This is a genomic window from Providencia sp. 21OH12SH02B-Prov (genome assembly GCF_027362595.1).
GTDB classification, from domain to species: Bacteria; Pseudomonadota; Gammaproteobacteria; order Enterobacterales; family Enterobacteriaceae; genus Providencia; species Providencia zhejiangensis.
This window is the reverse complement of the sequence record NZ_CP114796.1, coordinates 2,309,674-2,321,986: the sequence shown is the minus strand read 5'-3', so window position 1 is coordinate 2,321,986 and position 12,313 is coordinate 2,309,674. Positions and strand designations below refer to the sequence as shown.

The window sequence follows — 12,313 nt, the reverse complement described above, 5'->3', positions numbered from 1 at the left end:
ATTTCAGTTACCTGACGCAAAGCGTGTTAATCGATAAGGGCTAAGTGTTGTTTTTTCTATGCCATGTATTATTTCATCTTGCGCCAAATGGCAAATCAGCGGTGCAAGTGTGATAGCAGCATGCATACTTATAATATATAAACCACTAAAATCAGCAACTTTCCCAACAATTGGCAATTCATCTTGTGGCATAGGTCGCATTCCTACGAACGCTTTCTGTAAGACTAATGTATCTGTACCTATAAATGAATTTTGAATAACGGATAAGGCATTTTGTGCGATATTGCCCGCACTGTGCTGAGGTTGCTCATCAATGTAATCTTCCGCACATAAGGTATTTCCGTTTGTTGTAGGGCGGACTTCCATATCAGGAGTCGAGAGGATATGCCGCATAGCGGGAGTGGCATTAACATCTTGAAAATGAGCAATAATTGAAGGTGAAGGGGCTATAGGTAGCGTAACGTGTAACGGTTGTAATAGCTCGATAGCACCTAGACCTGCGGTAATAATGACCTGATCTGCATATAAACGGCTTGTTGAAGTCGTAACGCCAATAATTTTATCATTTTCTTGTAACAGCGTTCGTACCGCGGTATTGGGTAAATAGTTTACCCCTTGATTTATGGCAAGCTCAAGAAGCGTTTTTGTCACATAAACAGGGTCGACGTAGCCTTCATCAACAGAAAAAGCCGCCAGCTCAGGAAGTGTAAATAGATTAGGCTCCAGTGCTTGTAGCTGCTGCTTGTTGAGGGCAGTAATATTAAATCCTGTTTTTTTATGTGAATCAATAAATTGTTGTGTCGCTTCTCTATCATGTTGCCAGCTAATGGCTCCGCTCCAATTAATGCCGAGTTGGCCTTGCGTTAATTTATCCAGCGAACGCCATTCATCAAGCGCTTGCTTTCTGAATGCACTATATTCATTAGGGCGACCATAAGAAACATTGAGCCAAGCAAATGCATGTTGAGTGACTCCACTGGCTGCTTCATGTGCATCAATCAGGGTAATTTGTCCCTTAAAATGACGCGATAAATACCAAGCTAGAGTTGTGCCAACAATGCCAGCACCTACAATAATAATTTTATTATTTTGTTTCAAATGTTTCCCTCTTGACCTGAATTTTATAGTTTTATCTTATTAATCAATAAGTAAGTTTCTATTTTGAGCAGATGGTATTGCACCTTACCATGCTATGATTAAGGTGCATCAGTGTGACTCAGCACAACGCATTAATGTCCCTCTAAGAATATTGGGGATGCATTAAACCCTTATAAATTTAGAGATAATAGCAATGATGATTAATAATGAAGCAATCATCAGTAGTGCAGTCGCTAAAGTGAATTGAAATGCGACAAAGCCGATAGCAGCAGGACCAGCCAAAATCCCTAGGTAACCTAACGTCGAAACGGCTGGAACGGCGAGGGCTTCTGGCATTGTATTCTGTTTACCTATTGCCGCAAACATGACAGGAACAATGTTAGAGCAACCTGCACCAACTAAGGCATAACCCATAATAGCAATGGATAAATATGGAGATAACACTGCAATAATAAAGCCAAAACAAGCTAAAAGAGCGCCCCAAAATACTACGCGAGCGGAACCGACACGCATAACAATTCGATCTCCGGTTAAGCGGCCAATGGTCATGGTGGTAGCAAATGCAGTAAAGCCAAGCCCCCCGAGAGACTCTTTTAAACCATGGTGCTCAATTAAAAAGACTGCACTCCAATCTAAGACGGTTCCTTCCGCGAGAAAAATAGCAAAACAGATAATACCAAAAACTAAGACGATACCTTTAGGTATCGCAATTAGCGGGCCAGTCGGTGCATTGGCATAACCTAGAAAGCCTTTAAAGCTCATTGAAAGTAATAATAAACAGACAAGCGAAATTATCGTGGCAGCGATAATTGGCGGAATGCCGACTAATAAAATAGCACTCATTGCTCCAGCCCCCGCGATCCCACCAACGCTAAAGTAACCATGAAAGCCAGAAATAATCGGCTTTTCAGACGCTTTATCAACGATCACCGCTTGTATATTCATTGCGCAATCAGTAAGTCCGATACCGACGCCGAAAACAAATAGGCAGACGATCAAAATACTGATCTGTGAAATAGCCGGTAATAAAGGGAGCATGAAGCAAAAGAGGATCGTCGCTGCAACCATGAGCTTACGACAACCAAATTTAGCAGCCAGCGCGCCGGTTAAAGGCATAGCAACTAACGCCCCAACGCCGAAACATAATAACAATAGACCCAATGTGGCGTCATTGGCACCAGTATTGATTTTAACGAAAGGAACGATTGCAGCCCATGACGCTGTTGCAAAGCCAGAAATGAAGAAAATAATTCGTGTGGCGATTTGTTCTTTTTTTGCCGGAGGCATAGCCGGTGTTGTGTTTAATAATTCTGAAGATGAAGTCATTGTATCAATAATTTAGTTTAGTTATTAAATGGTTTATGATGAAGCTTATTTCAACCTACTCATGTCAAATAAGGCAATTATTTGCCCGTATCATGCAATGTTGATGTTGTTCTCATCGAACATGAACGTTCGTGGTGAGCGCTGATTATAATAAGGATTAAAGAGACAAGATCATAGAGGAAAGTGTGAAATTAAGGTAATTATTCATTTTTATCTGTACTAGGTTCAGATTACCCTTTTGCTGCGTGAAAATAAATAATGTTAATTATTATGGAAATTGATGTAGCTAATTTATCAATAGTAGAAAAACAGCATGCGTTTTTGTACAAATAATAATGTGGGAATAAATAGTTTATAACATATTTTCTTTTTCTATTTAGAAAAGGAGATGTGGAGGTTTAATACGCGACAACATATTATGAAAACTGACCGATGGCGGGTTATAGAATTATCATATTATTTTTAACCCACAATGGTTGGTGAAATGTAGTGAACAAAATTAAATGCCAATGCGTATATGTTACTATATTTGTCTGTTTTCCTTAATTAATGTATACGGTGCTATTGATTCAATCGCATAATGAAAAACGTTTTTTAATCTATCATATCTATATTATATAAAAGAGCATTTTCGGTGTATATTTATATAGCGTTAGATGTCTATACTTGTTAGGAATATATAATATATTGGTTATTATGGTTATGACATGAAAATACTCCCTGTTATTTTATGTAGTATGAGTTTTTTTATAGCGAATCAAGCTAATAGTTCACCTGAATTACAAAAAATTCAAAATAAACAAGGCAAAGAGATTCACTATTATCTTCTCAAACAAAACGAGCAACCCGCTGAAAACTTGCTGGTCTTAATTCAAGGTTCTGATTGTCGAAGTGTGATTAATAATACCAATATGGTAGAAAACTTTGCTATCGCGTTTCCAGATAATGATATCTTATTGGTTGAAAAAACAGGGTTAGATAGTCAAGTTGGCAAAGACGGAAAAGAAGCCTCAGCGGAGGATTGTCCTATTGCTTATATGGAGAATGATTCGCCATTAGAACGTAAAGATAACTATTTAACACTGTTAGCGCATTTTAAAAATAGTTACCAACACATTGTTTTACTTGGTGGAAGCGAAGGGGCTGTGGTGACAAATTTGGGTCGTGTATTCAATATAGAGATCATCATAATAGGTAGTATTCGCGTTCAATGAATGTACCGATGATTTTGTCATGCATTTCAGGTGACTTCGAGTAACCTAACGTCTTACGGTTAAGGCGCTTCAAGCGGTTTCTCAGGTTCAAATTCTCTCTTTCTATTCGTTGCGTATAAAACTTACTTACCACATGTTTCTGCTTGGGCAATATCTCATAAGCACTGAACTTATCCGTGCACCAAAAAGCCACATTAAACCTAGACAGTAAAGCCAGTAACTGGTGAAGAGTCCTTTTGTTTCGACGACCAAACGTATGAGCAATTATCCGTTTTAGGCGGGGCTCCCACGCATACCAAAGCCAGCGTTGTTGCTTCTTATTACCCACAAAAGACCACTGTTCATCGACTTCGCAAAGGAGTTCAATGTGCAGATTATCAAGGGGTAAAGAGGTTACCTGCTTCGGCGAGAGTTTTTTAAAGTGCGAACAACCGCATTAATGCTGATATGAAGGGCTCTAGCGGTATCACGAATACCGGCATTATTCATCGTTAGGTCGATAATTTTATCTTTGGTACCGGGCTGGCAGGCACGATATTCATAGTCGAGTTGGAAGCTTCGGCAGCAGTCTTGACAACGATAACGTTGATGACCTGTACTCCCTAGGCCATGTTTTTTCACTGAGGGAGTTTGTTGACAAAATGGGCACCTTACATCGACTTTAGCCATGAATATTCTCCGATAAATTACCCTATATTACAGATTAATCACCAGATTGAATACATGACCCAAAATAAATTACAACAAGATAATTATCCAAGTGAACATGGAAAAAAATGGTGGCGTGAAATGTTAATGATTAACAATCAAAAATTACTGCAATCAGTTAAAACGCCCCATTTAGTCATACAAACCATGAACGATACTCATGTTGATCCGCATAGCGTAATGAGGATGATGGGATACGTTAATAACAATCATGTATCGTTCAAGACTTACCCAGACCTTGACCACTTTTTTATTGATGATAAAGGGAAGTCACAGACAAATGTCATCGTCAACGATATTCAGAAATGGTATCGCGCGATCGATAAATAGCATTTTTAGCCTCCTTCGATAATGGGAGGCTAATAGCTAATGATGAATAGGGAGTTTTACGCGTTTATTTAAGCCTCAATATATTCGTTTGGGCGTAAAATTGATGCCTTCCATAAACCTATTGTGTGAGCTAATTAACGCGTTAATTAGCTTACTTGACTGTTTTTAATTCAAATTCACTGATCTGCAAAGGTTGTTCTTCTAATTGATAAATGCGGGGCGACATACACATTTTTAAGTTACCTTAATGTTTATTCAAGTAAGAATAAGCGCCTTTTTCCTAGATACAGTGCTTTTTGCGGATGAAAGCGTAGACATTCACGAAAAGAACGACAGTGAATAAGCCGTATTAATGAATTAATTTTACTCAGCGATCTTACTCAACAATAAAGCTGTAATAGTGGAAAAGAGGGGTAAATCCTAATTTTTGATAAATAGACAGCCCATCACTAGAAGCTTCTAGAAAGCAACACTCAATATTTTTTCTTATACACGTTTTTAAGGCATGTTTAATGAGTAAAGTCGCTAATCCTTGGCGTTGATATTGAGTATCCGTACCGATATCGTCAAGACGTGCCATATTCCCATTTATCGTGAGTGTTAAAGCACTCACTGGCGTATTGTTTTCATTAAATAATACATAGTGTTGAGACTGAATATCACGCTGTAATGCTCTTTGGTGATAGCGAATATATTCATTGATTACAGTAGGATCTTCATCTGTATCACTATCTTCAGTACCAAATGCAGTCATTAGCGGCTGTGCCCATTCAATTAACTGATCATTACAGAGTGCAATTTTGTACCCTTCAGGGAGTGCCTCCTCGGTGTGATTGACCATCTCAGCTCGAGTTAAAACCATTGCGGTGGTTTCTCCATCACTTTGATACTGTTTCTCTGCAATCAGTGACATCATGTGTGGAAGAATATCTTCGTGTACGACAAGGATATAAGGCTTTTTTTGTTTAACAAATAGGTTGTTAGCAGTCGTAAAGTCAGCGACAGATGCCCCTGAATGTAAATAAACAAAGCTGAAGGCCGGTATCGGTAATTCTGAGAAATAAGCAATGGTTGCATCATTAATAGCAATAGTGTCTTTACATATGCCAGTCCAGAAATGACGTTCTTGTTGGTAGAATAATATTTCATTATTTTTCATAATATTACTTCATTTGTTTCCCTTTTGATTGAGTGTACAAAAAGTCTGTGTTACTGAACAGTTCATCGGGCTAAGAGAGCATTTTTGGCGCGATCAATTTGCCCTTCCTGTACAGATTACCTGAAAAATACTATACTCCCCCTATGTATATAATGAGCGACAGACTATGCCACATTCACCGAAAGAGAAAAAAGCCGTCTTGACACGAGTCAGAAAATTAAAAGGACAGCTACTCGCATTGGAAACCGCTTTAGAAGATGAAGTGGAATGCAGTGCAGTGTTACAGCAAATAGCCGCAATTAGAGGAGCAGTTAATGGGCTAATGGCTGGCGTTTTGGAAAGTCATTTACGAGAAGGATTGCAAGCGTCAGCGGCTACGCAAAGCCAAAAAGAATCTGTTGATGATGCGATTTCTCTCATTCGAACATACCTGCGTTAATAATAAGGAATCAATATGAAATCAAGAGCCGCGGTCGCGTTTGGACCTGGAGAACCACTGAAAATTGTTGAAATTGATGTGATGCCACCGAAAGCAGGTGAAGTGCTAGTTAAAATCAGTCATACAGGGGTTTGCCACACTGACGCATTTACCTTATCTGGGGATGACCCTGAAGGATTATTCCCCGTGGTGTTAGGCCATGAAGGGGCAGGCGTTGTGGTCGAAGTCGGTGAAGGTGTTACCAGCGTTAAACCCGGTGACCACGTTATTCCTTTATATACGGCAGAGTGTGGTGAATGTCTATTTTGTCAATCAGGCAAAACGAATTTGTGTGTATCTGTTCGTGCAACTCAAGGTAAAGGTGTTATGCCTGATGGCACGACTCGTTTTTCCTACAATGGTCAGCCACTTTATCATTATATGGGATGCTCAACGTTCAGCGAATATACCGTAGTCGCTGAGGTTTCATTAGCCAAAATTAATCCTGAAGCAAACCACCAAGAGGTGTGTTTATTAGGTTGTGGCGTAACCACAGGGATTGGTGCGGTGCATAACACAGCCAAAGTCCAAGAAGGGGATTCTGTCGCAGTATTTGGTCTAGGCGGTATTGGCCTTGCTGTTATTCAAGGGGCAAGGCAAGCGAAGGCAGGGCGTATTTTTGCGATTGACACGAACCCTGCGAAATTTGAATTAGCCCGTCAATTTGGTGCTACTGACTGTTTAAATCCTAACGATTTTGATAAGCCTATTCAGCAAGTACTCATCGAAATGACAGAGTGGGGGGTGGATCATACTTTTGAATGCATTGGTAATGTTAACGTAATGAGAGCCGCACTTGAAAGTGCACATCGTGGTTGGGGCCAATCTATTATTATTGGTGTTGCAGGAGCTGGACAAGAAATAGCGACTCGCCCATTCCAACTTGTAACGGGGCGCTCATGGCGAGGTACTGCATTTGGTGGCGTGAAAGGTCGTAGTCAACTTCCTGGAATGGTGGAAGATGCCATGAAAGGAGATATTGAGTTAGCTCCTTTTGTCACCCACACGCTGCCTCTTGAAAGTATCAACGACGCCTTTGATTTGATGCATGAAGGTAAATCCATTCGTACTGTGATCCACTACGATTAACGGTTAACAAGCCCAATTTTAACCTGTTTTTATTGGGCTTGTATTTTCAAATTGATAAGGAGCTCACAATGGAAAGGATTGAACGCCACGCTTGTTTTGGCGGCTGGCAAGATGTTTATCAGCATTACTCTACCGTCTTAAATTGTGATATGAAATTTGCAGTTTATCTGCCGTCGACTTCAGCAAATAAACAGTACCCTGTCATTTATTGGCTATCTGGATTAACGTGTAATGAACAAAATTTTATTACGAAAGCGGGAGCACAACAATTTGCTGCTGAGCATGGTGTCGTTTTAATTGTGCCAGATACGAGTCCTAGAGGGGAACAGGTTGCAGATGATGAAGCTTATGATTTAGGGCAAGGTGCGGGTTTTTACCTAAATGCGATAAGAGAACCATGGCATCATCATTATAAAATGTATGACTATATTGTGTCAGAATTACCTAATCTTATTGAAGCCAATTTTCCCGTTAATGATAAACGCGCTATTTTCGGTCATTCAATGGGAGGACATGGCGCATTGATGATTGGCTTACGTAATTCAGAACGCTATTGTAGTTTGTCAGCGTTTGCGCCAATTGTTGCACCATCACAAGTTCCTTGGGGACAAAAAGCATTTGCGGCTTATTTAGGGGAAGATAAGTCCCTCTGGTCGCGCTATGATACGATCAATCTCCTGAATGAGGCGCAAACGACTCCCCCTATGCTGGTTGATGTGGGAACTGACGACCCTTTTTATCAAGAACAATTACAACCTGAATTGTTTGATGAGGTTTGTCAGCGTAAACGCCATGATTTTACTTTGCATTTGCGTGAAGGCTATGACCACAGTTACTATTTTATTGCTAGCTTTATTGGCGAGCATATCGCATTTCATGCACGTCATCTGAAATCATAATTATGCTTGGTGATGAAATGCTTCATCACCAATCTTTATTTAAACCATTTCCATCAAAGGATAGCTATGCGTAAAGCGCCTGACACGATAACCTTTTTTGAGCGATTATTACCACTGGTTGTTTCTGGTGAAAAAGTCATCACAATTCGTGATAAAAGTGAAAGTAATTATATTCCTGGAACGGTAGTGAAAGTATTTGCCCTCGAAACAGGCACTTATTATACGGATATTGAAATTCTTTCTGTTGAGCCTATTGGTTATGATGAAATTTCAGCGTATCACGCGAAACAAGAAGCAATGACGTTAGATAATTTAAAAACCATAATTCGTGAAATTTACCCTACAGAGCAATCACTGTTTGTTATTCACTATCGCCTCGTTCAGTAAATGTATTTTACTTAGTGATTGAGCTTATTGCTTTTGTCAATTTCACCTTATTGCTTTTGTTAGTTTCATAAAGGCTTTAGTTGTTGGTGTCATTTCATTTTCATCAGCAATAGCAAAGGCAGCGGAACGTTTAGATGAAAAAACGGGTCTGCGGATATTTGCTGGGGGCTGTTTGATGATGTTAGAACTCTTGATTGAAAATAAAAAAGCAAAGCCTAAAAATTACAACTTTGCTCTTTTATATTACAGCAGGAACGTATAAATCAATCGCACCAATTATTTTATTGTTATAACAAATTAGTTATGGTTTAAAATGGTTTTGGTGTTTAATGAGAAATTGTTTTAATGTAGTGGGGGCTTTCCCTGTAATTTTCTGAAAATTGTCAAATATCATTCCTTCGCGAGACAATTTTCCAGATGTGAAAGCAACATAATGGTCATAAATACTTTTCATATAGGCAAGTTCGAGTGAGTTGGTTTGGGCAAATTGCCAAAACTCATCTGGGTCATCGGCTTGATAATGAAAAGGAATACCTAGCTCCGTTGTCAATAATTCAGCAATTTGTGTGTAATTTTTATTCTCATAACCTAAGCGATATACTTGCCCAGCATGCTGTTCAGGGGAAAGTAAACAATAAGCTGCAAGTTCGGCTACATCAGCACAATCTACCCAACTTAATATAGCATCACCAAAGTAAGAATGTAGGACACCTTTATTGATATTATCTTCCCCTTGGTAACCTAATAAATTCTGCATATAGGACTCAGGGCGTAAGTGAGTATATTGGATACCTGACCATTCGATATAGCGTTCCACTAATTGATGCCAAGCCCAATGGGCGACTTGTGCCTCATCATCACCACAAGCGCCAAGGTGCACAATATAATTAACCCCACTTTTTTTGGCGATATCTACAAAGACTTTGCTTTGTTGTAGCATATCAATGGTATAACCCGTCATCATAAAAACAGAATTCACACCAGAAAGTGCCGCTTCAATGGTCTTTGGCTTATCGTAATCCATTTCGACAATAGGATAGGGGGGAATGAGTGAGTTTCGCGGGATTTCTAACGGCGAGAACAACATCTTCATGCCCTTGAGCTTGTAATGAACGAACTAAATAATGCCCAACTTGGCCAGTTGCACCAGTGACAAGAATTCTATTTTTCATTATTTATTACCAACCAAATCATAATGTTTTACTCATGATAAATGCTATAGATTGCTGAGAGTGGTGAGTGAATGCGGTTTCTTTAAATTTACTCATCCCGTTTGCTTGATAAAAATTGACTGCGGAATGATTTTCAGCCAGCACATCTAACCATAATAGACGGTCCCCATGCTGTTTAGCGAGTGATTCTATTTGGTTAAATATGCTTTTTCCATTTCCTTTACCAGTTGCAGTAGGTAAAAAATACAGTTTATTTAACTGAGTGCCTATGATGGATTCATTAGTGATCGCTGCATGATACGTTAGTTTTACTATGCCTATTGGTTGAGTATTCTCGATAATAAACCAATCAGTATCCGGTCTGCTAATATCATCAATGATTTTGTGCGGAGAGTATTCATGATAAAGATAACTGGCTAATTCATCGGCATGTAACCATAGCTTAGCAAAGTGGTAAAGGTAGCTTTCCATACCGATATTATAGAGCAGCGTGGCATCTTGTTCTGTGGCTTTTCTTAGTATAACTTCCATAAAATATCTTATTATTTAGTGTATTAAATACTAGATGCTAAGAATAGCAAGCATCTCTTTGCTTTCTTCATCTAACCCTATTTCTTTAAAACCAAAGGATGAATAAAAGGATTTGGCAACCGTATTTTTAGGATTATAGCAAATCTCGATTTCTTGCAATGATGAGGCTCGCTTGATTTCAGCCAAGGCGAGTTTCATTGCTTGGCGTCCTATTCCTTTGTGTTGATATTTTTGATCGACCATAAAACGCCAAATAGCTATTTTTGTGTCTGAGGCAGGTACCCACATAAAAAAACCAACAGGATCATCATCGAGGTAAATAGCCCTAGTAACATACTCTGGATTATAGGCAGCCTCAAGCAAAGACCATGTATTTGAAGCAACAAAGTCTTCTTGTTCTTCAAATACATCGAGTAAAGATATAGATTCGTAATTTTCTTTTGTTATTGGGCGTAAATGAATATTCATTATTTTCTCCTTGATGGAGTATCAAGTTTATACAATTGGTTATATGTTGCCTACCGGAGGAGCGATATAGCGCATTTTTAGCGCTAAAAAATGAGACAGCACTATCGTTATTTGAGTGTATTTAAAGGGCTATAGTATTTCTTACTAATAGTTTTATTATGGGTAAAGTTTTATCGCGGGAAGTAATGTTGTTGCATTCTATTTTATTGGTGCTTTTTTATTTTTATATATTGGTAAGTAACCGATTATTCATTTATTAGCGAAAATAACAGATACAATAAAATGAGATAAAAATAATAATGACTGATTTAAAGGTAAGGTCAGTCAGTTTAATTTAAATATAATATCAAGCTAATAAAGCATATTTAAAATATAGCTAGATTATACAGAGATTATCAGAGGGGAAAGTATAGGAGGAAACGGTGCTATAAAATGCACCGTTTTTCCATTAATTGTTAATCGTTTTATTGATTTCTGGGTAAGCAAATAGGGCAGGAGCACCGCCAGTATGGATAAAAAGAACGGGCGTTTTTTCATCTGAATTTTCTAGATAATTGAGCAAACCTGCCATGGCTTTTCCTGTATAAACCGGATCTAATAAAATTCCCTCACTACGAGCTAATAGGGTGATAGCATTCAGTCCTGCTTGATTTGGCATACCATACATAGGTTCAAAGAAACCATCCCATAGTTGTACTTCAGGCACTTTTAAAATTGCAAATAACTCAGCTAATTCACGCTGAATTTTTTCCACTTTAGGCGCTTGCTCCTGCTTAAATCGTGACACTGTCACGCCGATGACCTGAGAATGAGGTAATAACTCTTGTAAACCGATAGCCAGTCCAGCATGGGTTCCCGCACTACCTGAAGCGACAATCACTTTCTCAAATTCGATTTCCAACGGTTTCTGTTGAGCGATTTCAATAGCGCATTGAACATAACCTAATGCACCAAGCGCATTAGAACCGCCTACAGGCACGATATAAGCATCTTCTAAAGCTAGAGTTTGAATGAGTTCTTCCATTTGAGCTTGAGGGTCTGTTAATGCCTCACACATCACAGATTCAGCCCCAAATAGGTTAGTCAGCAACTTATTGCCGTTATGCAAGAAATTATGCTCATCACTTTGAATCGGGTTTTCAAGTAAGGCAATGCACCTTAATCCATACATCGCGGCAATTGCTGCTGTTTGGCGAACATGGTTAGACTGAATTGCTCCTGCGGTAACAATGACTTTCGCTTTTTTCTCCAGTGCGTCAGCAATAAGAAATTCCAGTTTACGAAGTTTATTCCCTCCCATTGCAAGAGGAGAAATATCATCACGTTTAATGAAAATTTCACGACCATATACACGCGATAAATTTTCAAGACGCTGAAGAGGCGTCGAGGTTTTATTCAAATTCAACTTGGTGAATTGGGCTAATTTTTGTTGTAGTGACATGTTAACTTCCTTG

15 protein-coding genes are annotated in these 12,313 nt (G+C 38.9%); 6 read left to right on the top strand and 9 right to left on the bottom strand.

All coding sequences use genetic code 11. The features are described 5' to 3' along the window. Window positions 1-3: 3 nt before the first annotated feature. Complete coding sequence (locus O7C57_RS10965; protein WP_269723145.1) at window positions 4-1,098, bottom strand: NAD(P)/FAD-dependent oxidoreductase; 1,095 nt, start codon at window positions 1,096-1,098, stop codon at window positions 4-6. Between the two features lie 162 nt (window positions 1,099-1,260). Next, window positions 1,261-2,424, bottom strand: a complete 1,164-nt coding sequence (locus O7C57_RS10960) for an MFS transporter (RefSeq protein WP_154623034.1) — start codon at window positions 2,422-2,424, stop codon at window positions 1,261-1,263. 707 nt (window positions 2,425-3,131) lie between these two features. Here O7C57_RS10960 and O7C57_RS10955 point away from each other — a divergent pair. Continuing rightward, the gene (locus O7C57_RS10955) at window positions 3,132-3,638 is read left to right on the top strand and encodes a hypothetical protein (protein ID WP_269723144.1); all 507 of its coding nucleotides are present in this window, start codon (window positions 3,132-3,134) and stop codon (window positions 3,636-3,638) included. On the opposite strand, the gene O7C57_RS10950 is transcribed toward O7C57_RS10955, so the two are convergent. Beyond that, window positions 3,610-4,307, bottom strand: a protein-coding gene (locus O7C57_RS10950; protein ID WP_269723143.1) for an IS1 family transposase whose coding sequence is annotated in 2 segments (ribosomal slippage) — window positions 3,610-4,058 and window positions 4,058-4,307 — 699 coding nt in all. Because the reading frame shifts where the segments join, the coding sequence is not laid out codon by codon here. The two genes, O7C57_RS10955 and O7C57_RS10950, sit on opposite strands and share 29 nt — an antisense overlap. Window positions 4,308-4,361: 54 nt before the next feature. On the opposite strand from O7C57_RS10950, the gene O7C57_RS10945 reads away from it, so the two are divergent. Then, on the top strand, window positions 4,362-4,676 hold the full coding sequence (locus tag O7C57_RS10945) for a hypothetical protein (protein ID WP_269723142.1): 315 nt from the start codon (window positions 4,362-4,364) through the stop codon (window positions 4,674-4,676). Window positions 4,677-5,052: 376 nt separating this feature from the next. On the opposite strand, the gene O7C57_RS10940 is transcribed toward O7C57_RS10945, so the two are convergent. Beyond that, on the bottom strand, window positions 5,053-5,835 hold the full coding sequence (locus O7C57_RS10940; RefSeq protein WP_269723141.1) for a GNAT family N-acetyltransferase: 783 nt from the start codon (window positions 5,833-5,835) through the stop codon (window positions 5,053-5,055). A 166-nt stretch (window positions 5,836-6,001) separates the two neighbouring features. On the opposite strand from O7C57_RS10940, the gene frmR reads away from it, so the two are divergent. The 4 genes from frmR (at window position 6,002) to yqfB (ending at window position 8,688) form a co-directional block, all read left to right on the top strand. After that, window positions 6,002-6,274 carry a formaldehyde-responsive transcriptional repressor FrmR gene (frmR, locus tag O7C57_RS10935; protein WP_163861764.1) on the top strand — a complete coding sequence of 91 codons (273 nt, stop codon included), beginning with the start codon at window positions 6,002-6,004 and terminating at the stop codon, window positions 6,272-6,274. Window positions 6,275-6,289: 15 nt separating this feature from the next. Further along, window positions 6,290-7,402: an S-(hydroxymethyl)glutathione dehydrogenase/class III alcohol dehydrogenase gene (locus tag O7C57_RS10930; protein ID WP_154624127.1), complete on the top strand. Its 1,113-nt coding sequence runs from the start codon at window positions 6,290-6,292 to the stop codon at window positions 7,400-7,402. 68 nt (window positions 7,403-7,470) lie between these two features. Further along, window positions 7,471-8,301, top strand: coding sequence for an S-formylglutathione hydrolase (gene fghA / locus O7C57_RS10925; RefSeq protein WP_163861761.1), 831 nt, complete (start codon window positions 7,471-7,473; stop codon window positions 8,299-8,301). Between the two features lie 66 nt (window positions 8,302-8,367). After that, window positions 8,368-8,688: a N(4)-acetylcytidine aminohydrolase gene (gene yqfB / locus O7C57_RS10920; protein ID WP_269723140.1), complete on the top strand. Its 321-nt coding sequence runs from the start codon at window positions 8,368-8,370 to the stop codon at window positions 8,686-8,688. A 301-nt stretch (window positions 8,689-8,989) separates the two neighbouring features. Here the strand turns inward: yqfB and O7C57_RS10915 are convergent, their stop codons facing one another. The 5 genes from O7C57_RS10915 to O7C57_RS10895 all read right to left on the bottom strand — a co-directional run bounded on the left by O7C57_RS10915 (window position 8,990) and on the right by O7C57_RS10895 (window position 12,300). Then, window positions 8,990-9,712, bottom strand: a complete 723-nt coding sequence (locus O7C57_RS10915; RefSeq protein ID WP_269723139.1) for an NmrA family NAD(P)-binding protein — start codon at window positions 9,710-9,712, stop codon at window positions 8,990-8,992. Next, window positions 9,699-9,860, bottom strand: coding sequence for an NAD-dependent epimerase/dehydratase family protein (locus tag O7C57_RS10910; protein WP_269723138.1), 162 nt, complete (start codon window positions 9,858-9,860; stop codon window positions 9,699-9,701). Before O7C57_RS10910 ends, O7C57_RS10915 begins: the two co-directional genes overlap by 14 nt. A gap of 18 nt (window positions 9,861-9,878) precedes the next feature. After that, on the bottom strand, window positions 9,879-10,391 hold the full coding sequence (locus tag O7C57_RS10905; RefSeq protein ID WP_154624132.1) for a GNAT family N-acetyltransferase: 513 nt from the start codon (window positions 10,389-10,391) through the stop codon (window positions 9,879-9,881). A 30-nt stretch (window positions 10,392-10,421) separates the two neighbouring features. Beyond that, window positions 10,422-10,859: a GNAT family N-acetyltransferase gene (locus O7C57_RS10900; protein ID WP_154624133.1), complete on the bottom strand. Its 438-nt coding sequence runs from the start codon at window positions 10,857-10,859 to the stop codon at window positions 10,422-10,424. Window positions 10,860-11,307: 448 nt separating this feature from the next. Beyond that, window positions 11,308-12,300, bottom strand: a complete 993-nt coding sequence (locus O7C57_RS10895; RefSeq protein WP_154623563.1) for a D-cysteine desulfhydrase — start codon at window positions 12,298-12,300, stop codon at window positions 11,308-11,310. Window positions 12,301-12,313: the final 13 nt, after the last annotated feature.

Excerpts from the sequence above, each read along its gene's own strand:
- O7C57_RS10940 (WP_269723141.1), bottom strand. The coding sequence starts at position 5,835 with ATGAAAAATAATGAAATATTATTCTACCAACAAGAACGTCATTTCTGG.
- yqfB (WP_269723140.1), top strand. The coding sequence starts at position 8,368 with ATGCGTAAAGCGCCTGACACGATAACCTTTTTTGAGCGATTATTACCA.
- O7C57_RS10930 (WP_154624127.1), top strand. The coding sequence starts at position 6,290 with ATGAAATCAAGAGCCGCGGTCGCGTTTGGACCTGGAGAACCACTGAAA.
- O7C57_RS10900 (WP_154624133.1), bottom strand. The coding sequence starts at position 10,859 with ATGAATATTCATTTACGCCCAATAACAAAAGAAAATTACGAATCTATA.
- O7C57_RS10905 (WP_154624132.1), bottom strand. The coding sequence starts at position 10,391 with ATGGAAGTTATACTAAGAAAAGCCACAGAACAAGATGCCACGCTGCTC.
- O7C57_RS10910 (WP_269723138.1), bottom strand. The coding sequence starts at position 9,860 with ATGAAAAATAGAATTCTTGTCACTGGTGCAACTGGCCAAGTTGGGCAT.
- O7C57_RS10955 (WP_269723144.1), top strand. The coding sequence starts at position 3,132 with ATGAAAATACTCCCTGTTATTTTATGTAGTATGAGTTTTTTTATAGCG.
- frmR (WP_163861764.1), top strand. The coding sequence starts at position 6,002 with ATGCCACATTCACCGAAAGAGAAAAAAGCCGTCTTGACACGAGTCAGA.
- fghA (WP_163861761.1), top strand. The coding sequence starts at position 7,471 with ATGGAAAGGATTGAACGCCACGCTTGTTTTGGCGGCTGGCAAGATGTT.
- O7C57_RS10915 (WP_269723139.1), bottom strand. The coding sequence starts at position 9,712 with ATGGATTACGATAAGCCAAAGACCATTGAAGCGGCACTTTCTGGTGTG.
- O7C57_RS10960 (WP_154623034.1), bottom strand. The coding sequence starts at position 2,424 with ATGACTTCATCTTCAGAATTATTAAACACAACACCGGCTATGCCTCCG.
- O7C57_RS10895 (WP_154623563.1), bottom strand. The coding sequence starts at position 12,300 with ATGTCACTACAACAAAAATTAGCCCAATTCACCAAGTTGAATTTGAAT.
- O7C57_RS10945 (WP_269723142.1), top strand. The coding sequence starts at position 4,362 with ATGACCCAAAATAAATTACAACAAGATAATTATCCAAGTGAACATGGA.